The 23,268-nt window shown below is 58.3% G+C and carries 42 protein-coding genes and 1 tRNA gene; 24 read left to right on the top strand and 19 right to left on the bottom strand.

Annotation, left to right across the window (positions count from 1 at the left end; translation table 11 throughout):
- Positions 1 to 320 precede the first annotated feature (320 nt).
- Positions 321 to 914, bottom strand: a complete 594-nt coding sequence (locus IE038_RS20230) for a hypothetical protein (RefSeq protein WP_229775703.1) — start codon at positions 912 to 914, stop codon at positions 321 to 323.
- Between the two features lie 113 nt (positions 915 to 1,027).
- Here IE038_RS20230 and IE038_RS20225 point away from each other — a divergent pair, with 113 nt between their 5' ends.
- Entirely contained in the window at positions 1,028 to 1,228 is a 201-nt protein-coding gene (locus tag IE038_RS20225; RefSeq protein ID WP_163932436.1) for a hypothetical protein, read from the top strand.
- On the opposite strand, the gene IE038_RS20220 is transcribed toward IE038_RS20225, so the two are convergent.
- From IE038_RS20220 to IE038_RS20170, 11 genes are all read right to left on the bottom strand, one after another.
- Positions 1,229 to 1,540: a hypothetical protein gene (locus IE038_RS20220; RefSeq protein WP_189396182.1), complete on the bottom strand. Its 312-nt coding sequence runs from the start codon at positions 1,538 to 1,540 to the stop codon at positions 1,229 to 1,231.
- 244 nt (positions 1,541 to 1,784) lie between these two features.
- Complete coding sequence (locus IE038_RS20215; RefSeq protein ID WP_189396181.1) at positions 1,785 to 2,330, bottom strand: hypothetical protein; 546 nt, start codon at positions 2,328 to 2,330, stop codon at positions 1,785 to 1,787.
- A 22-nt stretch (positions 2,331 to 2,352) separates the two neighbouring features.
- The gene (locus IE038_RS20210) at positions 2,353 to 3,024 is read right to left on the bottom strand and encodes a 3'-5' exonuclease (protein ID WP_189396180.1); all 672 of its coding nucleotides are present in this window, start codon (positions 3,022 to 3,024) and stop codon (positions 2,353 to 2,355) included.
- Complete coding sequence (locus IE038_RS20205) at positions 3,021 to 3,887, bottom strand: ATP-binding protein (RefSeq protein WP_163932441.1); 867 nt, start codon at positions 3,885 to 3,887, stop codon at positions 3,021 to 3,023. The genes IE038_RS20210 and IE038_RS20205 overlap by 4 nt, the downstream gene beginning before the upstream one ends.
- A gap of 11 nt (positions 3,888 to 3,898) precedes the next feature.
- Entirely contained in the window at positions 3,899 to 4,045 is a 147-nt protein-coding gene (locus tag IE038_RS20200; protein WP_167523954.1) for a hypothetical protein, read from the bottom strand.
- Between the two features lie 120 nt (positions 4,046 to 4,165).
- The gene (locus IE038_RS20195; RefSeq protein WP_163932444.1) at positions 4,166 to 4,360 is read right to left on the bottom strand and encodes a hypothetical protein; all 195 of its coding nucleotides are present in this window, start codon (positions 4,358 to 4,360) and stop codon (positions 4,166 to 4,168) included.
- The gene (locus IE038_RS20190; RefSeq protein ID WP_163932447.1) at positions 4,357 to 4,596 is read right to left on the bottom strand and encodes a hypothetical protein; all 240 of its coding nucleotides are present in this window, start codon (positions 4,594 to 4,596) and stop codon (positions 4,357 to 4,359) included. The genes IE038_RS20195 and IE038_RS20190 overlap by 4 nt, the downstream gene beginning before the upstream one ends.
- Positions 4,596 to 4,880, bottom strand: a complete 285-nt coding sequence (locus IE038_RS20185) for a hypothetical protein (RefSeq protein ID WP_189396179.1) — start codon at positions 4,878 to 4,880, stop codon at positions 4,596 to 4,598. Before IE038_RS20185 ends, IE038_RS20190 begins: the two co-directional genes overlap by 1 nt.
- A gap of 84 nt (positions 4,881 to 4,964) precedes the next feature.
- Positions 4,965 to 5,453, bottom strand: coding sequence for an HNH endonuclease (locus IE038_RS20180; protein WP_163932454.1), 489 nt, complete (start codon positions 5,451 to 5,453; stop codon positions 4,965 to 4,967).
- Positions 5,454 to 5,796: 343 nt separating this feature from the next.
- Entirely contained in the window at positions 5,797 to 6,150 is a 354-nt protein-coding gene (locus tag IE038_RS20175; protein WP_163932457.1) for a hypothetical protein, read from the bottom strand.
- A gap of 30 nt (positions 6,151 to 6,180) precedes the next feature.
- Positions 6,181 to 6,438: a hypothetical protein gene (locus IE038_RS20170; protein ID WP_163932460.1), complete on the bottom strand. Its 258-nt coding sequence runs from the start codon at positions 6,436 to 6,438 to the stop codon at positions 6,181 to 6,183.
- A gap of 140 nt (positions 6,439 to 6,578) precedes the next feature.
- Here IE038_RS20170 and IE038_RS20165 point away from each other — a divergent pair, with 140 nt between their 5' ends.
- The gene (locus IE038_RS20165; RefSeq protein ID WP_163932463.1) at positions 6,579 to 7,040 is read left to right on the top strand and encodes a hypothetical protein; all 462 of its coding nucleotides are present in this window, start codon (positions 6,579 to 6,581) and stop codon (positions 7,038 to 7,040) included.
- Here IE038_RS20165 and IE038_RS20160 read toward each other — a convergent pair.
- Entirely contained in the window at positions 7,008 to 7,178 is a 171-nt protein-coding gene (locus IE038_RS20160) for a hypothetical protein (RefSeq protein ID WP_163932466.1), read from the bottom strand. The genes IE038_RS20165 and IE038_RS20160 overlap by 33 nt on opposite strands.
- A 509-nt stretch (positions 7,179 to 7,687) precedes the next feature.
- Here IE038_RS20160 and IE038_RS20155 point away from each other — a divergent pair.
- Positions 7,688 to 8,014, top strand: a complete 327-nt coding sequence (locus IE038_RS20155; protein WP_163932469.1) for a DUF1654 domain-containing protein — start codon at positions 7,688 to 7,690, stop codon at positions 8,012 to 8,014.
- Positions 8,015 to 8,076: 62 nt separating this feature from the next.
- Here IE038_RS20155 and IE038_RS20150 read toward each other — a convergent pair whose 3' ends face one another.
- The 6 genes from IE038_RS20150 to IE038_RS20130 all read right to left on the bottom strand — a co-directional run bounded on the left by IE038_RS20150 (position 8,077) and on the right by IE038_RS20130 (position 11,543).
- Complete coding sequence (locus IE038_RS20150) at positions 8,077 to 8,640, bottom strand: hypothetical protein (RefSeq protein ID WP_163932472.1); 564 nt, start codon at positions 8,638 to 8,640, stop codon at positions 8,077 to 8,079.
- 185 nt (positions 8,641 to 8,825) lie between these two features.
- Positions 8,826 to 9,035: a hypothetical protein gene (locus tag IE038_RS20145; RefSeq protein WP_189396178.1), complete on the bottom strand. Its 210-nt coding sequence runs from the start codon at positions 9,033 to 9,035 to the stop codon at positions 8,826 to 8,828.
- Between the two features lie 203 nt (positions 9,036 to 9,238).
- Complete coding sequence (locus IE038_RS20140) at positions 9,239 to 9,646, bottom strand: PIN-like domain-containing protein (protein WP_189396177.1); 408 nt, start codon at positions 9,644 to 9,646, stop codon at positions 9,239 to 9,241.
- The gene (locus IE038_RS20135; protein ID WP_189396189.1) at positions 9,643 to 10,230 is read right to left on the bottom strand and encodes a DUF433 domain-containing protein; all 588 of its coding nucleotides are present in this window, start codon (positions 10,228 to 10,230) and stop codon (positions 9,643 to 9,645) included. Before IE038_RS20135 ends, IE038_RS20140 begins: the two co-directional genes overlap by 4 nt.
- 216 nt (positions 10,231 to 10,446) lie before the next feature.
- Complete coding sequence (locus tag IE038_RS24555; protein ID WP_229775702.1) at positions 10,447 to 10,737, bottom strand: hypothetical protein; 291 nt, start codon at positions 10,735 to 10,737, stop codon at positions 10,447 to 10,449.
- 2 nt (positions 10,738 to 10,739) lie between these two features.
- Positions 10,740 to 11,543, bottom strand: a complete 804-nt coding sequence (locus tag IE038_RS20130) for an XRE family transcriptional regulator (protein ID WP_189396176.1) — start codon at positions 11,541 to 11,543, stop codon at positions 10,740 to 10,742.
- 103 nt (positions 11,544 to 11,646) lie between these two features.
- Here IE038_RS20130 and IE038_RS20125 point away from each other — a divergent pair, with 103 nt between their 5' ends.
- The 21 genes from IE038_RS20125 (at position 11,647) to IE038_RS20025 (ending at position 23,267) form a co-directional block, all read left to right on the top strand.
- On the top strand, positions 11,647 to 11,862 hold the full coding sequence (locus tag IE038_RS20125) for a helix-turn-helix transcriptional regulator (protein ID WP_163938228.1): 216 nt from the start codon (positions 11,647 to 11,649) through the stop codon (positions 11,860 to 11,862).
- A gap of 28 nt (positions 11,863 to 11,890) precedes the next feature.
- The gene (locus IE038_RS20120; protein WP_028941800.1) at positions 11,891 to 12,085 is read left to right on the top strand and encodes a hypothetical protein; all 195 of its coding nucleotides are present in this window, start codon (positions 11,891 to 11,893) and stop codon (positions 12,083 to 12,085) included.
- A 20-nt stretch (positions 12,086 to 12,105) separates the two neighbouring features.
- Positions 12,106 to 12,342: a hypothetical protein gene (locus tag IE038_RS20115; protein WP_099774147.1), complete on the top strand. Its 237-nt coding sequence runs from the start codon at positions 12,106 to 12,108 to the stop codon at positions 12,340 to 12,342.
- A gap of 83 nt (positions 12,343 to 12,425) precedes the next feature.
- Positions 12,426 to 13,061 (top strand): HNH endonuclease, encoded by a 636-nt coding sequence (locus IE038_RS20110; RefSeq protein ID WP_229775701.1) that lies wholly within the window; start codon positions 12,426 to 12,428, stop codon positions 13,059 to 13,061.
- Positions 13,061 to 13,909, top strand: a complete 849-nt coding sequence (locus IE038_RS20105) for a DnaT-like ssDNA-binding domain-containing protein (RefSeq protein ID WP_163938232.1) — start codon at positions 13,061 to 13,063, stop codon at positions 13,907 to 13,909. The genes IE038_RS20110 and IE038_RS20105 overlap by 1 nt, the downstream gene beginning before the upstream one ends.
- Positions 13,906 to 14,667, top strand: a complete 762-nt coding sequence (locus IE038_RS20100) for a replication protein P (RefSeq protein WP_189396175.1) — start codon at positions 13,906 to 13,908, stop codon at positions 14,665 to 14,667. Before IE038_RS20105 ends, IE038_RS20100 begins: the two co-directional genes overlap by 4 nt.
- Positions 14,664 to 14,933: a hypothetical protein gene (locus tag IE038_RS20095; protein WP_163938234.1), complete on the top strand. Its 270-nt coding sequence runs from the start codon at positions 14,664 to 14,666 to the stop codon at positions 14,931 to 14,933. Before IE038_RS20100 ends, IE038_RS20095 begins: the two co-directional genes overlap by 4 nt.
- Positions 14,933 to 15,241, top strand: coding sequence for a phiTE_015 family protein (locus IE038_RS20090; protein WP_163938237.1), 309 nt, complete (start codon positions 14,933 to 14,935; stop codon positions 15,239 to 15,241). Before IE038_RS20095 ends, IE038_RS20090 begins: the two co-directional genes overlap by 1 nt.
- Positions 15,238 to 15,789 (top strand): HNH endonuclease signature motif containing protein, encoded by a 552-nt coding sequence (locus IE038_RS20085; RefSeq protein WP_163938241.1) that lies wholly within the window; start codon positions 15,238 to 15,240, stop codon positions 15,787 to 15,789. The genes IE038_RS20090 and IE038_RS20085 overlap by 4 nt, the downstream gene beginning before the upstream one ends.
- Positions 15,786 to 16,256 (top strand): hypothetical protein, encoded by a 471-nt coding sequence (locus IE038_RS20080; RefSeq protein WP_163938244.1) that lies wholly within the window; start codon positions 15,786 to 15,788, stop codon positions 16,254 to 16,256. Before IE038_RS20085 ends, IE038_RS20080 begins: the two co-directional genes overlap by 4 nt.
- A complete protein-coding gene (locus IE038_RS20075; protein ID WP_163938247.1) occupies positions 16,253 to 16,858 on the top strand; it encodes a recombination protein NinG in 606 nt (201 codons plus the stop codon). Before IE038_RS20080 ends, IE038_RS20075 begins: the two co-directional genes overlap by 4 nt.
- 113 nt (positions 16,859 to 16,971) lie before the next feature.
- Complete coding sequence (locus IE038_RS20070; RefSeq protein ID WP_229775700.1) at positions 16,972 to 17,475, top strand: hypothetical protein; 504 nt, start codon at positions 16,972 to 16,974, stop codon at positions 17,473 to 17,475.
- 75 nt (positions 17,476 to 17,550) lie between these two features.
- On the top strand, positions 17,551 to 18,141 hold the full coding sequence (locus IE038_RS20065) for a hypothetical protein (protein WP_189396174.1): 591 nt from the start codon (positions 17,551 to 17,553) through the stop codon (positions 18,139 to 18,141).
- A 325-nt stretch (positions 18,142 to 18,466) separates the two neighbouring features.
- A tRNA-Gly gene (locus tag IE038_RS20060) sits at positions 18,467 to 18,543 on the top strand.
- 82 nt (positions 18,544 to 18,625) lie between these two features.
- Complete coding sequence (locus IE038_RS20055; protein WP_163933492.1) at positions 18,626 to 18,937, top strand: peptidase M48, Ste24p; 312 nt, start codon at positions 18,626 to 18,628, stop codon at positions 18,935 to 18,937.
- Entirely contained in the window at positions 18,937 to 19,206 is a 270-nt protein-coding gene (locus tag IE038_RS20050; protein ID WP_163933489.1) for a hypothetical protein, read from the top strand. Before IE038_RS20055 ends, IE038_RS20050 begins: the two co-directional genes overlap by 1 nt.
- 73 nt (positions 19,207 to 19,279) lie before the next feature.
- Positions 19,280 to 19,537 carry a hypothetical protein gene (locus IE038_RS20045; protein ID WP_075044589.1) on the top strand — a complete coding sequence of 86 codons (258 nt, stop codon included), beginning with the start codon at positions 19,280 to 19,282 and terminating at the stop codon, positions 19,535 to 19,537.
- A complete protein-coding gene (locus IE038_RS20040) occupies positions 19,534 to 19,962 on the top strand; it encodes an Ntn hydrolase family protein (RefSeq protein WP_189396173.1) in 429 nt (142 codons plus the stop codon). The genes IE038_RS20045 and IE038_RS20040 overlap by 4 nt, the downstream gene beginning before the upstream one ends.
- 176 nt (positions 19,963 to 20,138) lie before the next feature.
- Positions 20,139 to 20,660 carry an HGGxSTG domain-containing protein gene (locus IE038_RS20035; RefSeq protein ID WP_229775699.1) on the top strand — a complete coding sequence of 174 codons (522 nt, stop codon included), beginning with the start codon at positions 20,139 to 20,141 and terminating at the stop codon, positions 20,658 to 20,660.
- On the top strand, positions 20,641 to 21,888 hold the full coding sequence (locus IE038_RS20030; protein ID WP_163933487.1) for a terminase large subunit domain-containing protein: 1,248 nt from the start codon (positions 20,641 to 20,643) through the stop codon (positions 21,886 to 21,888). Before IE038_RS20035 ends, IE038_RS20030 begins: the two co-directional genes overlap by 20 nt.
- 5 nt (positions 21,889 to 21,893) lie before the next feature.
- Positions 21,894 to 23,267 (top strand): DUF4055 domain-containing protein, encoded by a 1,374-nt coding sequence (locus tag IE038_RS20025; protein ID WP_163933484.1) that lies wholly within the window; start codon positions 21,894 to 21,896, stop codon positions 23,265 to 23,267.
- Position 23,268 lies beyond the last annotated feature (1 nt).

Genomic DNA, 23,268 nt, shown 5'->3' with positions numbered 1-23,268 from the left:
TTCGTTATGGAACTGTGCCGAAGGGAGCTATACCGATGCGCGGCGCGCCAACAAACAGAGAAATTGCACTTGCAATCGGAATAGATGAGCTTGAAGTTGAGCGATATCGTGGCGATACGTTCCTGTTAGGGGACGGCTCATGGCTGATCCATTTCGCGTTCGAGATGCCGAGGGGACTCCGTCAACGGCTTACCGGTAGCTTCACGCTGATTTTTAAGCGGGCTCCTGCGATGGCTGACGCTCGGCAGGAAGACTGAGCGGATGGTTTCGCCGCTTTGATTCTTTGAGGTCGTGATGGGCTGGCGGGCAGCACTGGATGGTCAGGCAGCTTCGGCGTTGTCAGCTGCTGGCTTTGGCTGGTAGATCAGCGTGCCGTCGAGAATGGCTGCCTTGATCGCTTCAAACTCCCAGGCGTAGTACTGGGACTCGACGTAGACCCTCAGCTCTGGGTAGTCATGCTGCTTGCGGCGAATGAACGCTTCGGCCGCTTCCTTGGTGAAGTGACTGTTCACGATTTCCCATCTCTTGTTCCAGCCAGTGACGGTGTGGTCGTCTAGCTCGGCCAGGAATTCCCACTGGTCATCGGCATCAAGCTCAAGAAAATCACACTCGTTCCTGTCCTGGATTGTTCGGTTTATTTCCTCCCGCTCATCCTCATCGAGATCCGCCCAGTACTCATCTGGGCTGAGCCACGACCGGTCTTCCAGGCAGACCACCAATCCCTCGGCGTAGTCAGGCTCGAAGCCGTAGTCGATTCGTTTCTGCTCCACGGTGAACAGGGCGCACGCCGTGTGGTGCCATTTCACACCCTGGCCGTTGCAGTGGTGACGAAGTCGGGCCACAAAGTCAGACCAGGTGTCGGCTGATAAAGGGTGGCCTGTTGCCAGGCTCTGGCTGGCTTCGGTATCGCTCATGGCTTTCTCCATGCATGCGCCGCCCTCCGTGGCCGGATTGGGCATGGTGGCAATTTGGTTTGGGATGGGGTATTACGGGTGACCGGCATGGGGCCGGATACAAGGAGGAAAATATGAGTCAACAGGCACAAATTGACGCTCTGGAGCACCTGGTGTTTACGCTGATCAAGAAGAATCGATCCAGCCTTACCACCGCCGAACTCTTTGCTGATGCCAAGTCTTCGGTAATGGGTGAGAAAAATTCCAGCGGCACTGAGCACAAGGCTGCGTCCCATACTTATCTGGAGCATCTGGAGACGATCTGGAAGATCTAATTAGGATTCGCTTCCAATCCGCAGCGCTTCACGCGCCCGGAAATTCTCAAGCTTCCGCACCACAGCCGGTGACACCGTGATTTCGTGGCGCGGAGGTGTCAGCAGCGGAACAGCAGCGCCCGGGCCTAACCCATGTAGGTGATGAATCATCAGCGTCATCGCCTCGCCCTGTTCCTCGATCCCGGCCCACTCCATCAGTTCCAGCAGGGCCTGCTTAGTCCCTGGTCGAACCTTCAAGCGCAGGTCTTCTTCCTGAAGCTTGGCGGCCTTCAAGCGGCGGCGCTCGTCGCGCTGTGTTTGCGTCATCGCCATTCGGAACCCCCTTAAATCCGCTAGGCGGCAAGTGAACCTGTGCCCGGCGCTGGTGGCGCTGCAGGGCCATTCGTTTGAGTTTCATGGGATAGCTCCATATCAGTGTCGTGCCAGCCCGCGAGCCACCACCCGCCGTCTACGGTCATATTGCCGTAGGGCTGGGAGAGGCGGCACTTCCCATCTTGGCGGCAGGCCCGGCCTTGGTAATAGGCCGTGGGATAGATGAGGCGAAACCGTCGAGCCTTCATGATGATTCTCGACTGGAGGCTTCACGTCGTTCACCCCGCTTCGGGAAATCGGTGTCGAACTCTTTGAGGATTCGAACCAGTGTCCCGTTGCCGATCCCGATCTTCTTCTCCACCTGGTGGCGAGTCAGGCCGGCATCCCGAAGGGCGGTGATTCGTTCTGCCAGCTTCGCGTCTGCCGCCGCGTCGGTGTATGGCGTCTTCCGCTTACCCTGGCAGCCCGGGGCAAACGTGAAGTCTTCCCGCTGCGACATCGTCCACAGGGTGTTCTGTGGGATGCCTAGCTTCTGGGAGACTTCCCGGCAGGTCATCGTTTTGGCCATTTCGGCGATCAAGGCTGCACGCTCTTTTGAACGCTGTTGCCGGGCGCCGTGCTGAACGCCTTTCGGGATCTTCTGGGCTGGCTCTGGGTGCCGCCGGAAGGGAAGCGGCTTGTAGGTGAATCCAGCCAGCTTGACTGCCCGACCTCCAGATGCGAAGAAGGCAGCTTTCGCTGCCTCCAGTTGCGCCTGGCGTTCTGCATAGGACTGGGTTAGGTAGTCCATGTGATCTCCTTGGCTTAACGCGTCAGCGCATCAGTGCTTTTCGGACGAATGGGTCAAGGTCAGGCTGATTCAACAGCCAGCGGCGATAGTCGACTGGCAATTCAGCGAACTTGGCGCCGCGGTGTTTGCCGAAGCCGATAACAGTGGGGATTCGCGCATCTTCGGAGATGGTCCAGAGCTCTTCCCAGTCAGCAACGGGTCGACCAAGCTCAGCCGCGAGGGCTTCGAGGATTTTGATCAGCAGCAGTCGGCAGTTTTTCACGTCGTCCAGCGCGGCGTGGGCGTTGCGCAGCAGTCCAGGAGCCTCACTGCGGTAGTGCAGATAGATCATTGCCGACTGCGTGTGGGTGTCGGCGTCTGGCCAAAGACGACGGCTCAGAGCCGCAGTACAGATCCGCTTGATCTCTGGTCGACCGATGACTCCCCAGTCGTAGTCGACGTTGTGCCCGATCAGGTACTCGATCTCGGCAGGCAGTTGGAATTCAGTGTGGTCCGGGCAGTCCGCCAATTCCTCGTCGAGGATGTGGCTGGTGGCCAGGGCGCCGAGCTCGATCGGCTTGCCCGGCTTGTAGCGTTGAAGGAACTCGGTGGCCACCGGCAGATCAGGAATGGCAGCCAGTTGCAGGTACGCAGCCTCGACCAGTTGAGGGTCGTTCAGGCCAGTGGTTTCGCTGTCGAAGATGCAGGCATTCATGCCGATTGCTCCTGAGGGGTGAGTTCGTGCTTGCGTTTGTCTTTTGCGGCTATGACCTGGGCAATTAGGTCGTCGAAGCCCATGGCAATGGATTTGGCAGCGTTGAAAGCTGCCTGAAGGTCTGCCATGTTCGGAGCCTTGGCGATGTCAGCGATAGAGTCGACGAGAAGCTCTTTGGCTCGTTGCTCCGGGTTTACGCCGGAGTTCAGCCAGTTCAGCAGCATCCGCCCCGTTTCTTCGCTGATCAGCTCAGGGCCCGAAAACAGCTTTGTGCGATCCTTGCTGGCGATAGCGCTGTGGTCGTCGTGCGAGAGATCCATCACCACGGTGAACTCGTAGTCCGTCCCGTCGCGCTGCTCTGACTTCATGCCGAGCTTGATCACCTTTTTGCCTTCACCCTGGACCGTCTCCGTCTTGCTGCGCATGGTGCAGATGATGTGCAACGGGCTGGTCAGGATCTTGTCGGTGAGCTTGCGGTGACGCGGCGTGGTTTCGTTCCAGGCCGCCCAGGTGTTGCCCTTGAATTTCTGGTGGGCCAGCTTCTCGTTGGCCTCCAGGCATCCTCCGGAACCCGTCCACTCATGCGAGTAGCTATCAATGATCAGAACGCCATAGCCGGCCTGCTCGGCGGCGGTGATCGCCTCGGCATATCGCTCAGGCGAGTAAGGCGCGTGTAGCTCAAGCACGTCGAAGTCAGCGATATCGGCGTACAGCGACGCGCTGCCGTGTTCGGTGTCGATTACCGCGATACGACCGCCAAGGCCCTTGGCCATGAGCAACGCGGAGAAGGTCTTACCTGATCCAGATGGCCCGGCAAGTGCCAGCCGTAGCTTGGCCTGCTTGCGTTCGGCTTTCTTGAACATCGTGTGTTACCTCAGTTCGGTTGGTTGTCCCACTGCCGCTCGATCCGGGCGGCCTCGTCTTCGTACTCTTTGCGCTCATTGCCTGAGTACTGCTCAGGCGTGAACGATCCGGCCGTCATCCAGTCGTACTGGGCGGCCAGGCGGGGTGCTGTGTACATGGGAGCCTCAGTGGGTGAGGGTGTCGGCGTACGCGCTAGCTAGCATCCAGGTGGTGCAAAGCAGGAGGGTGATGGCTGATCCGCGACAGCAGGCAATGCGCTTGGCTCTTCGGTAGCTGGTCATGGGCGCACCCGAATGGCGATCCGTCGTCCCTTCATCGTCGGGGCAAGGCGCCGAGTAAGGCTGGTTACCGGGGTTTCCCGAGGAAGGCCAACGACCTCATTGAAGGGGATGCCGAAACTGATCACTGCCAGGGTGCGCTCGATCTGTTCGAGCTGTTCGTCGATCAGGGATTTAACCGGTGCGGTGCTCATGCTGTAACCCTCTGCTCAGTGATACCCATGAAGCGGGCGTCTATCGTCCGAATGCGTTCGCAGTAGTGCAGGTACTCAGAGCCATTGATTGCCTTCAGCTCATGGCTAACGCTTACTGCGGTGTGCGCTGCGCTTGAGTGGACCAGGTGCATCTCAGGCTTGGAGTTGGCCAGCGTTTTGATTGCGGTGTCGATCAGGCCGACGGCCTTCAGGTGAAGGCGATCTTGCTGATTCATCAGATCCCCCTTGCGGCAGCGCTGCGTCCGCACATGGCTTCCATCTTGGCGAGAGCCGCGAGGCGAACCTTCTTCGCGCTTGCTGCCCTTGATTCGTTCTGTATGCGCAGTCTTTCCAACCAAGCGCGGTTGTTCTCTGCAGCTTCCTCTGGAGTGATGCCTTGCGACCAGTGAAGGTCGTCATCACTGGACATGCGCCGGTCCAGAGCTCGGGCCTGAGCGCTGTCTGCGTAGAGTTCGTGGTCCATGGTCGCCTCCAGAGTGGCGGTACAGTGCAACCGCATTGGCCAGATACCAAGCATGGGTGACCAAACCCAGCCGTGAGACTGGCCTGGCACCTGCCTAATGCGGTCGATTGTTGGAAAGGGTTAAAGGTGGCAAGCGAACTCGCCGTGGAGCCTGTCGCGCGCCGTTGCAACCTCAAGCGCCGCGGCTTGCACGTCAGTGAAATGACCAAGGACGTGAACCACCTTGTTGCAGGTAATGGCTGCGCGCCACATACCCTCATGCTTGTCCCAGGTGACCCCCTTCACGCCGCTGACGCTGCGGTAGGATCTGCTGGTGTTCTGGCTGTTCTGCGATGCAGTGGCTTCGCGCAGGTTCGCCCAAGCGTTGTTATTGGGGTTTCGATCGATGTGGTCTACCTGATCGGCCGGCCATTTTTTGGTCATATAGAACCAGGCGAGCCGATGGGCGCGGTAACCCTTCTTGTCGATGGTCACGTACATGCCCTTGTCCAAGCAGATGTAACCGGCAGGCTTGCCAGCTACGCGTGTTCCTTTCGATTGGAGCCAGGTGAAGACCCCGCTTTCCGGGTCATACGCCAACAGCTCACGCAGGCGCTCATGCGTCAGCATTTGCGTCTCCTTGGGTCGTATTTAAGGGAAGGGGATACAGAGACTGGGCACTACCCCAGCAGCTGGCTTGGCGTGGACCCATCCAGCGGCGCAATTCGTTTACCCCCAGTGCGAGGGAAGGGACGTCCACAGGTACTTCGGTAACCGCGCCCGGAGCTGGGCGCTTCTCTGCATCGGGGTGTGATCTGGCCGGTGCTGCGTTCTCTCCGGCTTGGCGGCCTAACTCTGTGATGTCTCAGTAGCTCGCCAACGAGACTAGGTTTGCGCATCAGCCTGCGCATTCAGATCACACTCCGATGCAGCCTGCGATGGGTAGCAGGGCATCGGGCCGTCTTTCCGGCTGTCAGGGATTCATTACCTCGGCGATTCGTTGTTCAACCAAATCGCCAATCTTGAATGTGTCGTCGATTGAGTAATGCGGGTTGCACTCAGAGCAGTGCCCGGCAACCTCGATTTCTGCAGCGTGCAGAACCAGGCCTTGGTCGCGGTAGCATGATGGGCACCGGACGGTTTCTGCGCCGCGGGCCTTGATCTTGCCGGCGCAGCAATTCACGGCGTCTTCCTTCTCGTCGTGTGCTTCGTCGCACGCATCGCACAGCCAGACGTCGTTGACTTCCGGCTGGCAGCACATTTCTGCTTCGTGGTGAAACTCATGCACTTCGTTGCAGGAGCCGCACTCATAGGCCTTTTTAGGCATTGCCGCGCCCTCCAGGACGGTCGATTTGGATTACTCGGCTTCCAGCTTCGCGAGTTCAACGCGGAGATTTTCGATACGCTCTTGTTTCGCCCTGGCCTTCGCCACTTCAGCACCTTCAGAGAGGCTTTTCCGGAATCGGGGATCAGCCATGGTTGCTACAACCAGCCGACTCACATACTGGCTAAGCGCAGCCTCCAGGATTTGGTTTCCTTGAGCCCTGCCAATGGCATCACTCAACTCTGCCAGTTCCGGTGCGTCAGCCTTGATCTTGACCGTTCTCGTTTTCATGGCTCTCTCCAGGTTCGTCCGGTTACTTCCAGCCGTCTCGATCAAGCCAGGCCTTCGTCGACTTGATGACAGGCTCTATGTTGCAAGCCAGGAACACTCCGGCACACAGCGCCATAGGCAGGGGAAGAACGATCCCCCAGATGGTTCCCAGTGCGGCTGCCCAGGCGATGAAAGAGGCGATGAATCCCGCAAGCGGTATCCAAAACTTCTTCTGTTTTGAAGTGATTCTCATGCTGCTGATCCTTTGTGATTTCCCTGATACCCCTCGTGAGAAGGGCATCGAGGAAATCAGGTGCCGGTCAGCCCCGGCTGCTCACCACTGCGCAGGTGACGCGATCCGCGATAGGATGGAAGTGCCAACAACCAACCTGCGAATAGGTGAAAAAATGGAAGTTTCAGCAACTTGCAAGGCATGCGGCAGCAAGAGCTTTATGGTTCCCGATGAAGGCGAAGCAGACCAGATGGTCCGCTGCGCAGAGTGCGGAATCGATGTAGGCGATAAACAGGAAGTAATGGATGCCCTGCGAGCCAAGGCAGAGCAGGAGGTTCAGGACATGATCAAGAACACCCTAGGTAAGAGCGGGGCTTTCAAGATCACCTGATTCGGCATCCTCTGGTTCGGATAGCCGGCGGGTGACCTTCCGGTAAACGGCCTCTGCAATCTGATCAACAAGCGCTTCAAACGCTTCATCGCCAGGCTGCGGAAGCTTTACTTCGATCGATAGAGTTTCTTTGCTCATGGTTTGCTCTCCGCGTGACCCTGGGATAGGGTCACCTGGAGAGCATCCGGCCTACACTCGGCAGGCCGGTAATCTCTTTCTCTTGCATAGGCCGACGGTCGCTTTCCCGTCCGTGATTTTCAGGGCGCCCGTTAGGGCCAAGCCGCCGTACTAATCACCACGCAGCTTTACCAGCTACGCCCTCCGAATGAGGTCTCCTATGCCCAGCGCCGACATGAGGTCGAATCGCTGCGTACCGTTGCGCGGTACGTCCGCTGGCTATGCATCGGCCAGCTCGGCGTCCATCTGGTTGTTAAAGAGCGGTTGGCCTTGAGGGCCTGCGCGGTCCCTGTTGGGTGACTGCGTGAAGTAAATATCACGCATCGTGTTTTTAATGTCAACACGCATCGTGATTTATTTTTCCATGGGTGTGTTAAAGATTTTCCCTACGAGGCGGGTTCACGTTTCACGAGGCGTGATGTATCCTCGTGCTTAATGCTGGATGGATATACAGTAAAGGAGGTTGAGTTATGGCCAAGCAGAGGAAGGCGGCACCACAAGCTCGCCAGGAGATGACCGGACTAGAGCGACTCGGGCTACGGGTCTCTTCGATGATCAACCACCCAATTGCTCAGTCTCAGCGATGGGTGACGATCCATCGGCTAGACACGGATGGCGATGCGGATTGGGAGGAGGTGATGGGGCTGCTTGCTGAAACGCCGGAGCTGGACCTGACGTTCAACGATGACGAGAGCGTGACAGTGCGGTGGGAACAGCAGAACGCCGAGGATCGCGACGACTTGATCGTTGAGAAGGATTGGGAGGAGGGGTTGCTGGAGGAAGAGGCGCCGTTCTGACAAGCATAAAAAAGCCCGCTCAGCGGCGGGCTCCTTGACGTGGCATGCGAGACTAAAGGCTGCTACCGACCATCATCATAGAGAAGCTCGCCAAAGATAGAGTGCCGTGTTCTCAGGTGTCGAAGCACCTCTACAGCTTCTTCTTTCTCCTGGTACGGGCCAATAACCACGACGCTTCCGTCAGGATTGGCAAGCGGAAGAGAGTCTTTCTCGGCCAGAGTGCGGGTCGCCTCAAACTCGTCGCCAGGTCGGCAAGGTAGTCGAACTGTCCAGCCAAATGCAGGAGTCTCCCTCTCGACTGCATCAACATCCGCTCCGCAGTGCTTGCACTTTATGGCGGCGTGCTTGATTGGCTCTGCGCAGAATGGGCATGGTCGAGAGTCTTTCGCTTCCCAGGTGCTCGCCAGTTGCTGAGTGCTGACTTGCTTCTTGCTGCCGAAAAGCATCAAGAGAATCCCGCCAAGGGTAATCAGTCCGCCGACGATAATGAAGTTCTGCTGTTGAGCCATCAGCCCAATATTGTTGACCCTGCCCCCCATTCCAGTTGATACGGACACGTCCATTGCCATTGCTCCGAAGACAACGATCACGCCGACGATGATCGCCAGAATTCCAAATCCCCGCATAGGTATCCCTCCCAAAATAGATCCGCCATCCTATCACTCTGGCCATCAGCCATCACGCAGGCATGAAAAAGACCAACGCTAGGCCGGACTTTCTGTTGACGGGGCCAAATCCCTTTGGCCTAGTGATGATCCTGATGCGTGAAGGGAGTGTGACAGGCATGAAAAAGCCCGAGATGAACGACCCATCAATCGTTCATCAGCGTCGCAACGCCGCGCGTGATGAACTCCAGATTGTCGTCCAGCTTCGCCAGTGATTGACGAATCTTGATCGACCCGTCGGCGGGCCCATGAATCTGCTCGATCCATTTTGAAAGCTCTTCGACGGCTTCGGCGATGGCGAGCTGGTTCTCGTTGAGCTTGAAGATGAGAGAGGGAATGAGGTCGTTGGTTGGCATGACGCGATCCTCCATGTGGCAAGGAAAGCGTAGCAGGCATAAAAAAACCCGGCACTTGGCCAGGCTCTCTGTAGGCGGGGCCAAATCCCTTTGGCTGAGCTCATTGTGTTCTGGCGGTGTGACGAGCGGATGACAGGGCATCAAAGATGCCTGCCGAGGCGTGCCTGCACGAGGGAGTGTTGTTGCCTCTGTACAGTTCTAACCTAAATTTTGATCTGCTCGAATTTTCCTGGAGCAGTAAATCTCCATGGGACTCGGAATGCAGCGCCGCCACTGATCAATCCAGCTTGCTGGGTTATGGCTGGCCACCACCGCACGAGATTTTCTGCTTTGTTCCAGTAAGTCATCTGGCCCCATTGCTTCGCCAGACAGAAAATCGGCAGGCCGCACTCCCTAAATGCCAGCCTCTCGGCGTCACCTTTAGAAAATTTGTCCTGTGACACTACCGCCCACCCGCCTTCGGCCTTAAGCTCAGAGATCCAATAGATATCTGTTGCGTTTGAGGGGAATTTGTCTTTGAGGGGGATTACTAGATGCCCCTCACTCTTGGATAGCTCGTGAAGGGCTCTGGCGATTGCTGGTGGTAGATTGTTATCAATCAGAAAATTCAAGCAGCAATCCTATGCTCAAAGGTTACTGCTGCATCCACTGCCGCAGTCGATATTTCGAAGATCATTGCCACGCGTTTGGAGTCTTGACCTTCTGCTTGATAAGTATGGTAGATGGCAGCTGTATCAATACCCGCAGAAGATAGGACCGGCTTCCCAAAATTTCTGGCTGGGTCTAGCACAACTGCTTTGCTTCGTTTTATCGGATACCATCGTTGGGCTGCCCCCTCACCGGTGTAGTCGATGCCTTCGTAAAGTGAAGGTTTGATTACCTGCTTGAAGGCGTATTGCCTCTTCACTAGGTCGAGAAGTGCCTCGTCACCAGTCTCGTCTAAAACGGTAGCGAAAATGTCGCGCCCATCAGTTTGGAATCGCTTACAAGTGAATGGGTACTGTTGGTCAAAAAGCTCTCTAGCCTGCCGGGAAGCGCTTCGAATAGCTTGAAGACTGACGCCGTGCTGCCTAAATGCATGCACAAAGCGAATCTCTAACAAGTCATGGAAGCCAAGCAACTTCTCATCCAAGAAGGATAGCTCTGGAGTCCAAAGCCCCGGGTGGTCTACGCCATGAGCGCTGTAACCGAACATCCAGCGCCTGATGTCTTTTGCCGAGATACCAGTATAAAGAGATGCCTCTCCAGCTGTGTACAGGCCCACCCCAATGAGGCGGCTTGGCGAGTCTACTTTTTTCATTTGCCCCTCCCTTGTCCGTGGGTTAAACCTAAAATCCAATTTTGGGCTTTCACTACAGCACGATCAATAAACTTTAGACGAGTAGCTTGCCATCAGGTCACATCTGCCTACTCAGTCCTCTCTACCCAATCCTCTCCCATCGTCAGACAGCTCCATTTCGGCGCAAGGTGTCTTGACCCGGACAATGAGGCCTAGGTGCGTTTCCTCTGCATATCCGGTAAGCCTTTCCTCGCCATCCTGAAAGATACGGCACATCCTCAGAACGGCTTGGGCATCAGCATCATTCCCGGCCAGGCTTAGTCGCTCGGCGATCCTTAGCAGCTCAACCGCTGACCACTTCAGGTCAGATGCAAGGCCTTGGAGGTCGCGGCGTAGATCTTGGTTGGGTTTGGTGAGGGGCATGGCTACACCAGGTGAGCATTCCAGACCAGAAGGACGCGGGCCTGGATATAAGTCATATCCCGGCGAATCAGCCGATCCTTGTGCCTGGTGTTATCCGAAATCATCTCGAAATGGTCCTCATCAGCGACCTGCAGGCGCTTGATGTAGATGTGGTCATCCCAGTAGAAGAGGTAGATCCCGTCGCCCACGAACTCGCGGATGTTGATGTTCACTATCAACGGATCGCGGTGCTTGATGGTGGGCTCCATTGACTGACCCCAGCCGGTCACCATCTTCAGGTGATAGTGCTCTTCAAACTCAACCCCGAGCTCGCGCAGGTGGCTTGGGCTGACACGAATGTCCTTAAGCATCTCAGGGAAGTCGTGTGCACTCTGCCCGCCACCCATGGCGGCTCTCACGTCATAGTGAGCAATCCATACCTCGTCACCAACCAGGCCTGGTCGCGAGAAGTCCCCGGTGATCACATTGGTATCATCTGACTCTTCTGCGGCCGCTAGAAGCCTGTGGCGCGCTTCAGCCGACAGGTTCTTGCCAGACTTCGCGAGCATCTCGCGCACCACATCGGCGGCAGATGCGGGCTGATTTTCGGAGGCGACGCCTATCGGAGCATTGAGTAGCAGTTCCGATTGGTCCACTTTCATGGCTGCTGCCATGGTTGCGATGTCGGCCAGGCTCGGCTCACGAGTACCTGCCTCGTAGTTGCCGACGCGCGACTGCGACCATCCGCAAGCTTCAGCAAGAGAAGCCTGCGACATCCCGGACGTCTTCCGTAAGCGCTTCAAGCGCTGAGCTAGTGATTCGTTCATTCGCGGGATTTCATCACGAATTGAAATACCCGGCTTTCACTTATTGTGTTTGCAATTAACACGATGCGTGTTTATCCTTCGGTAATCAATGGAGGAAGACCGCATGAACCAAGTCCGAACGATTCGCGAAAGGGCTGGCGTTACCCAGGCAGCGCTGCGACGTCAGCTCGGCTGGAACCAGTCTCGATTGGCCAACTACGAATCAGGCCTGAGAAATCCAGGCCTCCAAGAGGCGCGCCAGATTGTAGAGGCACTCAACGAACTCGGCGCCAAGTGCGCTTTGGACGACGCCTTTCCACCAGAAAAAGCAGCCGCCTAACCCTTTCAACAGCAAGGAGCAATATCGCATGGCATATCACGACCAAAGTCACCTGAAAGACCGGGAGATTAAGTCGCGCTACGACGAGGAAACCTACGAGGCGCTGAAGGCCGTGGCGCGACTCCACAAGCTGCAGCTGGCTGTATTCGTGCGTATGTGCGTCGAGGAGAAGCTGGAAAGCATCATCGAGAGCGATGTTACCGACAAAAGCCAGATGGCCTGAAGGCCCGGAAGGAGGCCTACGTGCCCGAAACCACGATCTGCCACGGGATCGATGGACGCCTCTACGAGAAGCTTGAGCGGTTGGCAAATAAGGCGGGCGTCTCGCCTGAACAGTACGCCGCACAGCTTGGAGCAGAGCGTTTTTTCGAGAAGACCAGGCCAAAAGGTGCCGGAAAAATCCGGAATCTACCGGTGCCAAAGCGAGGTTCGGACTCAATAGTCCCTGAAAAAGGCGGGACTGATGAAGACCTCAACTAAATCACCAAATCGCAGGCACAAAAAAACCGACGGGCAAGGTCGGCTTTTTCAACTGCATTCGTTACAACACTGTGAGGTCGATTATGCACACCCATCACAATGATGTACAGGCCCTCAAAAATCCCGCGCCACGAAACGCGAGTAATGAAAACATGGCGCTGGAAAATATTGAGCGACTTCTTACCGCCGATCAAGCGCGTGAGCTATTCAAGATTCAGGATGGAAGGCTTGTAAATCTTGTCAGGCGTGGCAGTCGGGCTATGCCCGGCATGTTTGCTGGGTCTGAAAACAATGACGGTTATCTTCGCGTAAAAATCAACAACGTCGCTTTCCGGGTACACCGCGTTATCTGGCTCATCACTTATGGCCAATGGCCTGAAGGGCAGATCGACCACATTAACGGTGTTCGTGACGATAACCGTATTGAAAACCTGCGTGCAGTAAGCGTCACGGGAAATCAGCAGAACCAGCATATGCGTGTCGACAACACTTCAGGTGTTACCGGCGTGCTTTCAGATCGTGGTGGCTGGACCGCAAAGATCCGTGCGAACGGCAAGCGATTGCACCTGGGGCGCTTTAAAACTCTGGAAGAAGCTACTGCAGCGAGAAAAGCCGCTGAGCTTCTTTATGGATTCCACCCAAACCATGGGCGAACAGATTCAGCGCGCCGCAAAGGCCTGCCATCGCTGAACGCTCCTCGAATCCAGAGGACCGCGTAATGGCCCGCGCACGCAACATCAAGCCTGGCTTGTTCAGTAACGAGCTGCTGGCCGAACTCCCTGCCTTCGACCGCCTGCTGTTCATCGGCATGTGGTGTCTTGCTGATCGGGAAGGGCGCCTTGAGGATCGTCCCAAGCGTATCAAGATGGAATTGTTCCCTTGCGACACCTACGACGTGGACGAGGGGCTGAACAGCCTCGCCAAGGCTGGCTTCGTCAATCGTTACCAGGTGGAGGGCTTCACGGTCATCGAGATCGTGAATTTCCAGAAGCACCAGAATCCACATGGCTCTGAAAAGGACAGCGTCCTGCCGGATCAAGACGGTTTTCTCACCGTTAACGAACGGAAGAAGAACGTTGTTTTACCCGGCAAGCAACGCAAGGTTCACGTGAAAGAACAGGAGTTTAACGTTAACCCACCGTTAGAGACTGTTAACCCACCGTCCACTAACGCCCTGATTCCTGATTCTCCGATTCCTGATTCACTGATTCCTGAAGAAGATCAACACAACACTCAACGCACGGAGCAGGCAAATTCCGGCGACCCAAAGGCGCCCTGCGAAATGACCCTTGAGTGGGTTCCCGACCAGAAGCTCCTGAAGGCCTACGCCGCACGCATGGGTATCTCTGTTGACCTGTTCACCGATGAAGCCACCGCCGCGTTCGTCTGCCACTACTCGGCATCTGGTCGCTGCGAGACTCAGGCGTCCTGGGTGAGCCTGCTGGTCAAGTGGGTGAAGCGAGACATGGCTACTGCGAGCAATGTTCGCCCGTTCCCAGTGAAGCGCCAGGCCAATGGCCCTGACTTCAACGACACCAGCTGGGCTGATGACCTGGGGGGTTTATGAGCGCGCAACCAAAGCTGAGAAGCGTCACGCAGATCATGGCCAAGGCCGCCAACCTGCCATCCGAGGTACAGGCCCCTGCCAAGCAACTCGACCCAGGCACCACCGAAGTGGTCAACGCCCTGTTCAAGGAGCTGCAGGCCATCTTCCCGGCGTGGAAGCAGGCATGGCCGGACGACGAGTCGCTGAAGGCTGCCAAGCGCAGCTGGATCAAGTCCTTCGTCGCAGCGGGCATCAACACGCTCGAGCAGATCCGCTTCGGCATCCAAAAGTGCCGGGTGCTGGGTACCGACTTCGCCCCGAGCAGCGGCAAGTTCATCAAGCTGTGCCAGCCGACCCCGGAAGAGATGGGTATTCCGCCGCTTGCGAGGGCCCTGGCAGAAGCGCTGGAGAACTTCCACCCCAGTCGTGCGGGTTCGCGTGTCTGGTCGCATCAGGCCATCCGGCACGCTGCCTTGCAGTGTGAAGGGCATAACCTGGGCTACATGGAGCCAGAGCGCGCCGAGAAGGTCTTCGCCCGGGCCTACGACATCACGATCCGGATGATGGTCGCCGGCGAGCCTCTAGGCGATATCGCGGCAGGCATCGGGTATGACGGCCAGAAGGGCGAGATTGACCTGGCGAACGAATACGCCAGCCACCGCCAAGCCCGCCTGCTGGAGATTCAGCAGATCCCGTCGGGTGCCGCCGCGTGCCGTGCACACCTGCTGGCCAAGTTGAACATCAAGCGCGCCGGGCAGCCGGCCGGGGAGGGGGTGTGAGCCTATTCCAGTGTTACGCCTGTGGCTGCCGAGAGAACACGGCCACCAGCAATTTCTGGGTCCGCATGGAAGGGCAGTGGCGCGGCCTGCCAAGCCAGCCTTGGATGCTGTGCTCCGCATGCGATCCAAGCATCCACGAATGGCACGGCGAGTTCGATCGCCTGTACCTGCCGAAAGGCGAGTTCTGCACCAACGCCCAGGGAAACCTTGAACACATCGCGACCGGGAAATCGGTATCGGACTTTCTGGCCGGGGAGAAGCACTGATGGACACCAACAAGATGCGCGAGCAGTTCGAGGTGGCATATGCAGCCAAAAGCACGGCCCGGAATGGCCGCTTCTACCCGGCAGTGCTTACTCGTGGTGATGACGGCGAGTACGTCATCCCATCCGTCCAATCTGCATGGTGGGCCTGGCAGGCCTCCCGCGAGGCAGTGGTTGTGGAGATGCCAAGTCGTGCGAGCGAAGCCTACCGCGAGTACTTCGACGATGTCGAGGGCGGCAGCTTCAATGAGGCGGCCTATATCCGCGACGTACGCAAGGCGATCGAGGCCCAGGGAGTGAAATGCAAATGATCTCTATCGAATACCTGGCTGAGTGCCTCGATTACGACCCACTGAGCGGCCAGTTGACCTGGAGGTCTCGCCCTCTCGGTCATTTTGGCTCCAGTAGGTCAGCGTCTGTTTTCAATTCGCAGTTTGCAGGGAAGGAGGCGGGGTCAGTTTCTTTCAAGAAATCCGCAGGAGCCGACTATCGCAAGGTGTGCATTTCCGGGCCATTTGGCTCAAAGACCATTGAGGCGCACCGCCTTGCCTACGCGATCTACCACGGCGACTGGCCTGAGATGGTTGATCACTTCGATGGAAATACGCTGAACAACAGGATTTCCAATCTTCGACCTGCAACAAGATCAGTCAATGGCCGCAACCGCCGATTAGCGCGCCACAACACAAGCGGTGTACCAGGCGTGTCGAGGAACGGTAGTGGCTGGATTGTCTATGGCGGAGGGTCGCCCAAGGAGTACCTGGGCCGATTCACCACCATCTTCGAAGCCGCATGCGCGCGCAAAGGCTATGAGCTGAGGAGCCGGTATACCTTGCGACACGGGGAGATCAGGCCATGACCGAGAAGATCAGCGTCAACAGCACCACCAAGCTCTCTGAGGCCATCAGCAAACTGACCTCGATGTTCCGTGACAAGAAGTTCGTGGTCGTCAGCCTTCGTCCGGGCAAAGACCGCACGCTCGACCAGAACGCACTATGGTTCGCGTTCTACAAGCGTATCGCGGAGATGACTCAGATCGGCGACCCGGCGGACGCCCGCAAGTACTGCAAGCTCCATTTTGGCGTGCAGATCCTGCTGAACAGCGACCCTGACTTTCAGGCGGCCTGGTACCGAGTAATGCGCCACCTGCCGTATGAGGAAAAGCTGGCCATGATGGGCGATTGCAAGCTGTTCGGCCCGGACGGGTTCCCAGTGACCAGCTTGTTCAATCGCGCCCAGGGCATCGCTTACACCGACCGCATCGTGGCTGAGTTCTCGGCCAAGGGTGTTTTCTTCGATGACTTGCTGAGCCAGGAGGCTGCATGATCACCAAGCAACCCCGACCGAAGACGTGCAATAACCCAGCATGCGGCATCAGTTTCTCGCCTCGGCGCCTCGGCCAAGCCGTTTGCAGTCCCGCTTGCGGCCTGGCCATCAAGGACGTGAACCAGGACAAAGCCCGCAAGGCCATCGCTCAACGCGAGCGCCGTGAGATCAAGGTGCGGAAGGATAAGCTCAAGGGGCGGGCTGACTACGCGAAGGAGGCGCAGGCGGCGATCAATCGCTACGTGCGCCTCCGGGACGCCCATCTCGGCTGCATCAGCTGCGACAAGCCAGCGTCCTGGCAGGGCCAATGGCACTGCTCGCATTTCCGTAGCGTCGGCGCAGCGCCGCACCTGCGCTTCAACCTATGGAACATGAACAAGTCCTGTAGCGCCTGCAACAACTTTCTCAGCGGAAACATCATGGCCTACCGGCCAGCGCTAATCGAGAAGATCGGCCAAGACAAGGTCGATTGGCTGGAGTGCAGCAACGGCTTGCTGCGCCATGACATTCCGTACCTGAAAAGGGTGAAGGCGATCTTCACCAAGAAGGCCAGTCGTATTGAGAAAAGAATTGAGGGGGTGCAGTCATGGGTGGCCGTGTGATTTTGGTCCGCAAGTCGATCTCAGAGCGATCCGGGGCTAGAAGGTCGATTGGCGTGTTCCGGTGCCCTGAATGCGAGACCGAGTTCGAGTCAAGGATGGAGCGGGCGAAGGTCATGACTGGGCTTTGTAAAGCTTGCGCAAACAAGGCAGCCGCACGTAAGCGCGTGACGCACGGCCACAACAACTCGAACAGCCGGTTGCATGTGACCTGGTCAAACATGAAGCGCCGATGCCTAAGGCCCAAGGGCAGTGAAGTTGAGAAATATGCTGGGGTCACCGTTTGCGATGAGTGGATGGCGTTCGAGCCATTTATGGAGTGGTCGCTGAAAAATGGATACACCGACCATCTGACCCTTGACCGCATTGATTCGAGCAGGGGGTATGAGCCGAGCAATTGCAGGTACACCGATTACAACGTTCAAGCGGCGAATCGACGGATCACAGACAAAAACACCAGTGGGCACGTTGGCGTTTCTTGGGATGGGCGCAAGTGGGTCTCGAAGGTGCAGTGGCGCCGGAAGCAGATCCACCTGGGAAGGTTCGATGACATCCAGGAGGCGGTCAAGGCGAGAAACGACTACATCGACGCCAATAACCTGCCGCACCTGAGGGCCTAGCGCGATGAGTTACGACCTGAAGGCCATCAAGGCCGAGTACCGGGCAAAGATCAAGGAACTGAAGGAGCAGGCAGTATGCAACTGAACAGCGCACGCCAAGTCTGGCACGACTGCACCTATACCGCCTGGGACAGCCAAGGCGCATTTATCGAGCAACTCGGCTTGCTGGGTGCGATGGTGCAAACCACTGACAAGCAGCGCAGTGCGAGCCATGCAGTTCACCAGGCGCTGGCCGGGAGGGTGCAGTCGGCGATCGGCAAGCTGCATGGTCAGGTCCGCGCCTTCGGGGACTTCATGTACAGCCCGCGACTGGATGACGACACCCGCGAGACTGCCGAGGAGGTGATCTTTAACCTGGTGCAGAGCAAGTCACCGCGCATGACCGCCGCCAAGCGCGAAAAACTCGAGTACGTGGTGAAGGGGGTTATGACCCGGTACCGCTACATGCACCAGGGCGGGCAATCGGCCAACGCTGACCCGCTGGAGTCGCCGGAGACCTTTCGTGCCTGGCTGAATGCTCACTACGGGATCAAGCTGGAATCGGTCCGCTGGGAGCGTGAGTGGGGCGGCTATGTACGTCTGGCCTTTGACTGCTGCGAGGACGTAGACAAGATGGCGCTCGGGCCTGTGGCGGCCGCAATCTACGAAATGAAGGAGGCCGCTTGAGGGCCTATTGCGTTCCCGCTCGGCTGGTGGCATGATTTCGCCATCGTGATAATTTCGCCTTTGGCGAACATCACAAAAAGAACCCGGCCAGCGCGCCGAGTTTTTTATTGCCTGCAGAAAAATTCACTGCAGCCAGGGCAGCCTTCGGGGAGGCCTGGACACTGATAAGCCGGTAGTGCAGTGCTACGGAAAAACACCGGCAGCCCGCGCACCCTGACCTCATATGCTTCCAGGGTGGCGCGTGACTGGATCGGCGATACTGGTGCATTGGGGTGCCAGCGCTGCAATGGTCTTCGGTGGGCGGCGTGGGAAGACACGCAAATCAGCGGATGTAGCTCAATCGGTTAGAGCGCCGTCCTTCCAAGTCGGAGGCTCAGGGTTCGAGTCCCTGTATCCGCTCCATATTCGTTATGTGCTGCTCCGCACCTCTGCCCGGTCCCTCAATAGGGCCTCCCCTCCGGGCCTTTTCTTCTAGGAACCACTCATGGCCGAACCAGCAAGCACGACTGCCGGCGTCCTGCTGGTGAAGTACGGCGTGATCATTGGCGGCTTCGCAGGAGCGATCCTCTCTCTGACTTTTCTGCGCGGGCTCACCCGAGGGCAGGCAGTCGCCGCCTTCTTCACCGGCTTCACCTCCGCAGTGTTCTGCACCCCGCTCGCAATCAGCTTCTTCAAGCTTGAGGCAGGCGGAGAAACCCAATACGGCGTGGCCTTTCTGATAGGCCTTCTGGCAATGAACATCATCCCGGTGCTGAAGTCGCTGGTTGGGTCGTTCGGAGCCAAAGGAGCTACCTGATGAGCTCGACCCTGATTTCAGTCCTGATCGGCGCCAATGCCTTCCTGAGCGTGCTGGTGGTGATCGCTGCGTGCGACTACCTGCGGCGGATCAAGCCGATGGATGCGCCACTGCTGGCCGTCGCGTTCTACCTGGTGGCCATCGGTGCGTTCGGCGCCTTCGTCCTGGCCATGAACGGCCATGTGCCCACCCTGTACGGTGTGATCCTCAAGCTGGGGATCGTCCTGTACGCGGTCGCCAGGCGCGGCCATGTGTTCCAGCCGGGGTAGGGCGCCACAAGTTCCCAATGCGCCGACCTGTGGCGCGTCATCACTCAGCCTGTGCGCAGGCCGGAGATAACCCATGAAGACCGAGTACCGAGTTCGTCCAGTCACCCGTTACATCGTCACTCGATTCGCGACCGAGCAAGTATCGGAAGGCGGATGCTGTGGCGCGTCCTCTTCCGCAATCGGCGAGTTCGCCAGTGGCCAGCAGGCCGACCTGGTTGCTGACGCGATGGTGGCAAGGGATCAAGCTGACGGCATTGAGTCCATCCGCACCCGCCACGGGCTGAGCATGGGCGAGGTTATCTCTGGCCAGCGACTGGAGCAGGGTGAATGACGACCATCGCATACAAGGACGGCGTAATCGCCTACGACTCCCGCCAGACCCGCAGCGGCTCCATCGTTTCCGATGACTGCCAAAAGCTAACCGTCGTGGATGGCGTCAGCTTCTTCCTGTCCGGTGCCGTATGCGATGAAAAGGCACTGATCGCCGCCTACTTCGGTACGCCATCGGCGGCGCCTGTCGAATGCTCGGGTTACGCCGTCGATGGCGGAAAGCTGCTGATGGTCGGCTACGACGACAAGACGGGCATCTGGAAGCAGGAGCTCGACCCGGCCAACCCTGACGCCATTGGCAGTGGCTCAGCCTATGCCCTGGCTGCAATGGATATGGGTGCAAGCGCAGAGGGCGCGGTGCGCGCCGCTATGAAGCGGGACATCTACACGGGCGGCACGATTCGCACGATGACCATCAAAGCATGACCGTATCCCCTGAGCGCATTCCTTGAGTGCGCTGACGAGATACCTAATCGTCATTCGAAACCCTATTGGAAGCCTTGCGCAACAAGGGCTACAGCCAATCGGAGGCGCATCGAATGACGTTCGAACGATGTTGAATGAGTCGTTCTGCGAAAACACCCCATGAATGAGGTCCGCCCATGGCCCAGTGCGGCGCTAAGACGCGCGGCGGGGAACCATGCAAGAGACACGCTGTTCCGGGTTCCTCGCGGTGCAAGTTACACGGTGGCGGCGCTGCCAAAGCCAACAAGGGCAACAAGCACGCCGCTAAGCCAGGTTCGATCTATAGCCAGTTCCTGACCGATGAAGAGAACGACCTGCTCGCCAGCATTGAGCTGGGCAAGGTTGACGACGAGCTTCGGCTGACCCGAATTCGCCTGATGCGCGCCCTGGCCCGTGAAAACGAGTTCGGCAACACGCTTGAGGTTGAGAGTGAAAAGGAAGAGACAGGCGAGCAGGGCGGCGTCACGACCACCAGCAAGGTGCGCGACTATGCCGGCCTGATCGATCGCCTGACTGCTCGCATTGAGAGCCTGGAGCGCACCCGCGCCGACCTGCTGAAGGCGAACCCGCCTGAGCAGGAGCCTGTCGCCAAGATCAAGATCGAGGTAGTCCGTGGAAGGCAGAACCCTAGCGCTCACGATGACCGAGCCGCAGTATGAGTTCTATGAGCTGACGGACAAGTACCCGGCCTTCGTCGGCGGGTTTGGTACTGGCAAGACCGAGACGCTGGCCAACTGCGCCGTCCGCGACGCCTTGGAGTCCTCCAGCGCGCTGATCGCCTTATATGAGCCCACATACGACCTCGTTCGCCTCATCCTTGCCCCGCGCATGGAAGAGAAGCTGAGCGACCTGGGCATTCGCTACAAGTACAACAAGCAAGAGAACATCATCTACACCAGCTCCGGGCAGTGCGGCGACTTCGTCCTGCGCACCCTTGAGAATCCGGCGCGGATCGTCGGCTATCAGTCGTACCGGGCGCACGTCGACGAGATCGACACCTTGAAGAAGGATCAAGCGCGGCTGGCGTGGCAGAAGATCATCGCCCGTAACCGCCAGCAGCCTGCCGGTGCTGACCCGCTGAACCGGGTATCGGCCTATACGACGCCTGAAGGCTTCCGCTTTGTGTACGACACTTGGGGCCGCAACCCGAAGCCGGGTTATCGGATGATCCAGGCTGCGACCTATACCAACCCGTTTCTGCCTGACGACTACGTCGATTCGCTGAGGGATAGCTACCCGCCTGCGCTGATCGCCGCCTACATCGAAGGCAAGTTCACCAACTTGAACAGCGGCAGCGTGTACCCGGACTTTTGCCGCAAGCTGAACCATACCGATGAGGTGGAGCGCGAGCGCGAGCCGCTGCTGATCGGCATGGACTTCAACCGGCTGAAGATGAGTGCGGTGGTGTATGTCCAGCGCGAAGGCGTGCCGGTGGCGGTGGCTGAGATCACCGATGGGCGCGATACGCCCTACATGGCCAACCTGCTCAAGCAGCAGTACGCCGACAAAGGCCACCCAATCCAGATATTCCCGGATGCCTCGGGCGCCAACTCCAGCAGCAAGAACGCCAGCGAGTCTGACCTGAGCATTCTCAAGCAGGCCGGATTCTCGATTCGCGTGAACAGCCGCAACCCGGCCATTGCCGACCGAGTGAATGCCGTGAACGCGCTGATCCTGAATGGACAGGGTGAGAGACGGTTGAAGATCAACACCAACAGGTGCCCGCACCTCACCGACGGCCTTGAGCAGCAGGCCTACGACAAGAACGGCATGCCGGATAAGTCGAGCGGCGTTGACCACTTGAATGACGCCGCTGGCTACCCGCTGGCCTTCCTGTATCCGATCGTCAAGCCGACCCCAACCCAAACCCAAGACCTGAGAATCTGACCCGTATGAGCAACGACAACCCTGCCATCACGCTACCGGCAGTCGACCGCATGCGCGAGCACTGGGCTATTGTCGACCCGCTGATGGGCGGCACTCAGGCCATGCGAGCGGCTGGCAAGGCCTTGCTGCCGCAGTATCCGGCAGAGAAGGACGATACATACGCCGAGCGCCTGAAGCTGTCCACGCTGCTCCCTGCCTACGCCGAGACGGTGGGTAACAATACTTCCCGCGTATTTGCCGAGCCGTTACAGCTGGGCGAGGACGTGCCGGAGCAGATAAAGGCCCTTTGCTCTGACATCGACTTGGGCGGCAACGACCTGAACTCGTGGTCGGTCGAGTGGTTCCGCGAGGCATTGGCGAAAGGTCTGTGCCATGCCCTGATCGAGCACCAGCCAACCCGTGATGCCGAAGGCAACAAGCTGTACAAGACCGTGGCAGAGGAGGCCGCTGCCGGGGTTCGCCCGTATGCGGTGATCATCAAGCCGGGCCAGGTGCGCGGCTGGCGCTTCGCTGGAAGCAAGCTGGTTCAGTTCCGCTACTCCGAGATGGTTGAGGAAGAGGACGGTGAGTTTGGCGTCAAGTGCGTCGAACAGATCCGCGTTCTTGAGCCTGGCCGCTGGCGCACCTACCGCAAGCCCGATGGTGGCGGCGAGTGGGTGCAGAATTATCAAGGCGCCACCAGCCTGACCTACATCCCGCTTGTGACGTTCTACACCGGACGCACCGGCCCGCTGACGGCCAAGCCGCCACTGCTGGAGCTGGCGCACCTGAACGTCAAGCACTGGCAGAGCCAGAGCGACCAAGACAACCTGCTGCACGTAGCCCGGGTGCCGCTGCTGTTCGTGTTCACCGACAACGACGAGTTCCAGCTGACCATCAGTTCCGCCAGCGCGACCCGGATGCCGAAAGATGGCGACGCCAAGTACGTCGAGCACACCGGGGCGGCCATCACTGCCGGCCGCGACTCGCTCAACGACCTGGTCGAAGACATGCGCATGGCCGGGGCCAAGCTGCTGCAGAAAGACAAGCAGCAAACCAAGACGGCGGCGCAGGCCAATGAAGAGGCGGCGCAGGAGCTGTCCCCGCTGGCGCGCCTGGCTGGCCAGTTCGCTGACTGCCTGGCGCAGCTGCTGCAAATCATCGCCGACTACCAAGGTCAGTCTGAGGGCGGGCACGTCGAGATGCGCGGCAACTTCGACTCTGACTTCGCGCCAGAGGTATCGCTGCCGAACCTCATCAGCATGGCCAACGCAGGCAAGATCAGCGACGAAACCCTGTACTCGGAAATGCAGCGCCGTGGCGTCATCAGCGACGAGCTCAACTGGGAGCAGGAGCGCGCCCGCCTGGAAGAGCAGGGGCCGGCATTAGGAGCTATCTGAT

The organism is Pseudomonas laurentiana (assembly GCF_014648275.1).
Classification (GTDB): Bacteria; Pseudomonadota; Gammaproteobacteria; order Pseudomonadales; family Pseudomonadaceae; genus Aquipseudomonas; species Aquipseudomonas laurentiana.
Note: the sequence above shows the minus strand (reverse complement) of the source record. Positions and strands in the feature narration are given on the sequence as shown.

Coding starts and splice junctions, on each gene's coding strand:
- IE038_RS20050 (WP_163933489.1), top strand. CDS start 18,937: ATGAGCTCGACCCTGATTTCAGTCCTGATCGGCGCCAATGCCTTCCTG.
- IE038_RS20185 (WP_189396179.1), bottom strand. CDS start 4,880: ATGCGGTTGCACTGTACCGCCACTCTGGAGGCGACCATGGACCACGAA.
- IE038_RS20180 (WP_163932454.1), bottom strand. CDS start 5,453: ATGCTGACGCATGAGCGCCTGCGTGAGCTGTTGGCGTATGACCCGGAA.
- IE038_RS20160 (WP_163932466.1), bottom strand. CDS start 7,178: ATGAGCAAAGAAACTCTATCGATCGAAGTAAAGCTTCCGCAGCCTGGC.
- IE038_RS20090 (WP_163938237.1), top strand. CDS start 14,933: ATGGACACCAACAAGATGCGCGAGCAGTTCGAGGTGGCATATGCAGCC.
- IE038_RS20225 (WP_163932436.1), top strand. CDS start 1,028: ATGAGTCAACAGGCACAAATTGACGCTCTGGAGCACCTGGTGTTTACG.
- IE038_RS20230 (WP_229775703.1), bottom strand. CDS start 914: ATGAGCGATACCGAAGCCAGCCAGAGCCTGGCAACAGGCCACCCTTTA.
- IE038_RS20100 (WP_189396175.1), top strand. CDS start 13,906: ATGAGCGCGCAACCAAAGCTGAGAAGCGTCACGCAGATCATGGCCAAG.
- IE038_RS20195 (WP_163932444.1), bottom strand. CDS start 4,360: ATGAGCACCGCACCGGTTAAATCCCTGATCGACGAACAGCTCGAACAG.
- IE038_RS20135 (WP_189396189.1), bottom strand. CDS start 10,230: ATGTTCGGTTACAGCGCTCATGGCGTAGACCACCCGGGGCTTTGGACT.
- IE038_RS20165 (WP_163932463.1), top strand. CDS start 6,579: ATGGTTCCCAGTGCGGCTGCCCAGGCGATGAAAGAGGCGATGAATCCC.
- IE038_RS20025 (WP_163933484.1), top strand. CDS start 21,894: ATGAGCAACGACAACCCTGCCATCACGCTACCGGCAGTCGACCGCATG.
- IE038_RS20210 (WP_189396180.1), bottom strand. CDS start 3,024: ATGAATGCCTGCATCTTCGACAGCGAAACCACTGGCCTGAACGACCCT.
- IE038_RS20045 (WP_075044589.1), top strand. CDS start 19,280: ATGAAGACCGAGTACCGAGTTCGTCCAGTCACCCGTTACATCGTCACT.
- IE038_RS20145 (WP_189396178.1), bottom strand. CDS start 9,035: ATGCCAACCAACGACCTCATTCCCTCTCTCATCTTCAAGCTCAACGAG.
- IE038_RS20105 (WP_163938232.1), top strand. CDS start 13,061: ATGGCCCGCGCACGCAACATCAAGCCTGGCTTGTTCAGTAACGAGCTG.
- IE038_RS20190 (WP_163932447.1), bottom strand. CDS start 4,596: ATGAATCAGCAAGATCGCCTTCACCTGAAGGCCGTCGGCCTGATCGAC.
- IE038_RS20085 (WP_163938241.1), top strand. CDS start 15,238: ATGATCTCTATCGAATACCTGGCTGAGTGCCTCGATTACGACCCACTG.
- IE038_RS20055 (WP_163933492.1), top strand. CDS start 18,626: ATGGCCGAACCAGCAAGCACGACTGCCGGCGTCCTGCTGGTGAAGTAC.
- IE038_RS20080 (WP_163938244.1), top strand. CDS start 15,786: ATGACCGAGAAGATCAGCGTCAACAGCACCACCAAGCTCTCTGAGGCC.
- IE038_RS20065 (WP_189396174.1), top strand. CDS start 17,551: ATGCAACTGAACAGCGCACGCCAAGTCTGGCACGACTGCACCTATACC.
- IE038_RS20170 (WP_163932460.1), bottom strand. CDS start 6,438: ATGAAAACGAGAACGGTCAAGATCAAGGCTGACGCACCGGAACTGGCA.
- IE038_RS20175 (WP_163932457.1), bottom strand. CDS start 6,150: ATGCCTAAAAAGGCCTATGAGTGCGGCTCCTGCAACGAAGTGCATGAG.
- IE038_RS20155 (WP_163932469.1), top strand. CDS start 7,688: ATGGCCAAGCAGAGGAAGGCGGCACCACAAGCTCGCCAGGAGATGACC.
- IE038_RS20035 (WP_229775699.1), top strand. CDS start 20,139: ATGGCCCAGTGCGGCGCTAAGACGCGCGGCGGGGAACCATGCAAGAGA.
- IE038_RS20125 (WP_163938228.1), top strand. CDS start 11,647: ATGAACCAAGTCCGAACGATTCGCGAAAGGGCTGGCGTTACCCAGGCA.
- IE038_RS24555 (WP_229775702.1), bottom strand. CDS start 10,737: ATGCCCCTCACCAAACCCAACCAAGATCTACGCCGCGACCTCCAAGGC.
- IE038_RS20110 (WP_229775701.1), top strand. CDS start 12,426: ATGCACACCCATCACAATGATGTACAGGCCCTCAAAAATCCCGCGCCA.
- IE038_RS20070 (WP_229775700.1), top strand. CDS start 16,972: ATGACTGGGCTTTGTAAAGCTTGCGCAAACAAGGCAGCCGCACGTAAG.
- IE038_RS20120 (WP_028941800.1), top strand. CDS start 11,891: ATGGCATATCACGACCAAAGTCACCTGAAAGACCGGGAGATTAAGTCG.
- IE038_RS20200 (WP_167523954.1), bottom strand. CDS start 4,045: ATGTACACAGCACCCCGCCTGGCCGCCCAGTACGACTGGATGACGGCC.
- IE038_RS20150 (WP_163932472.1), bottom strand. CDS start 8,640: ATGCGGGGATTTGGAATTCTGGCGATCATCGTCGGCGTGATCGTTGTC.
- IE038_RS20130 (WP_189396176.1), bottom strand. CDS start 11,543: ATGAACGAATCACTAGCTCAGCGCTTGAAGCGCTTACGGAAGACGTCC.
- IE038_RS20030 (WP_163933487.1), top strand. CDS start 20,641: ATGACCGAGCCGCAGTATGAGTTCTATGAGCTGACGGACAAGTACCCG.
- IE038_RS20075 (WP_163938247.1), top strand. CDS start 16,253: ATGATCACCAAGCAACCCCGACCGAAGACGTGCAATAACCCAGCATGC.
- IE038_RS20220 (WP_189396182.1), bottom strand. CDS start 1,540: ATGGCGATGACGCAAACACAGCGCGACGAGCGCCGCCGCTTGAAGGCC.
- IE038_RS20040 (WP_189396173.1), top strand. CDS start 19,534: ATGACGACCATCGCATACAAGGACGGCGTAATCGCCTACGACTCCCGC.
- IE038_RS20205 (WP_163932441.1), bottom strand. CDS start 3,887: ATGTTCAAGAAAGCCGAACGCAAGCAGGCCAAGCTACGGCTGGCACTT.
- IE038_RS20215 (WP_189396181.1), bottom strand. CDS start 2,330: ATGGACTACCTAACCCAGTCCTATGCAGAACGCCAGGCGCAACTGGAG.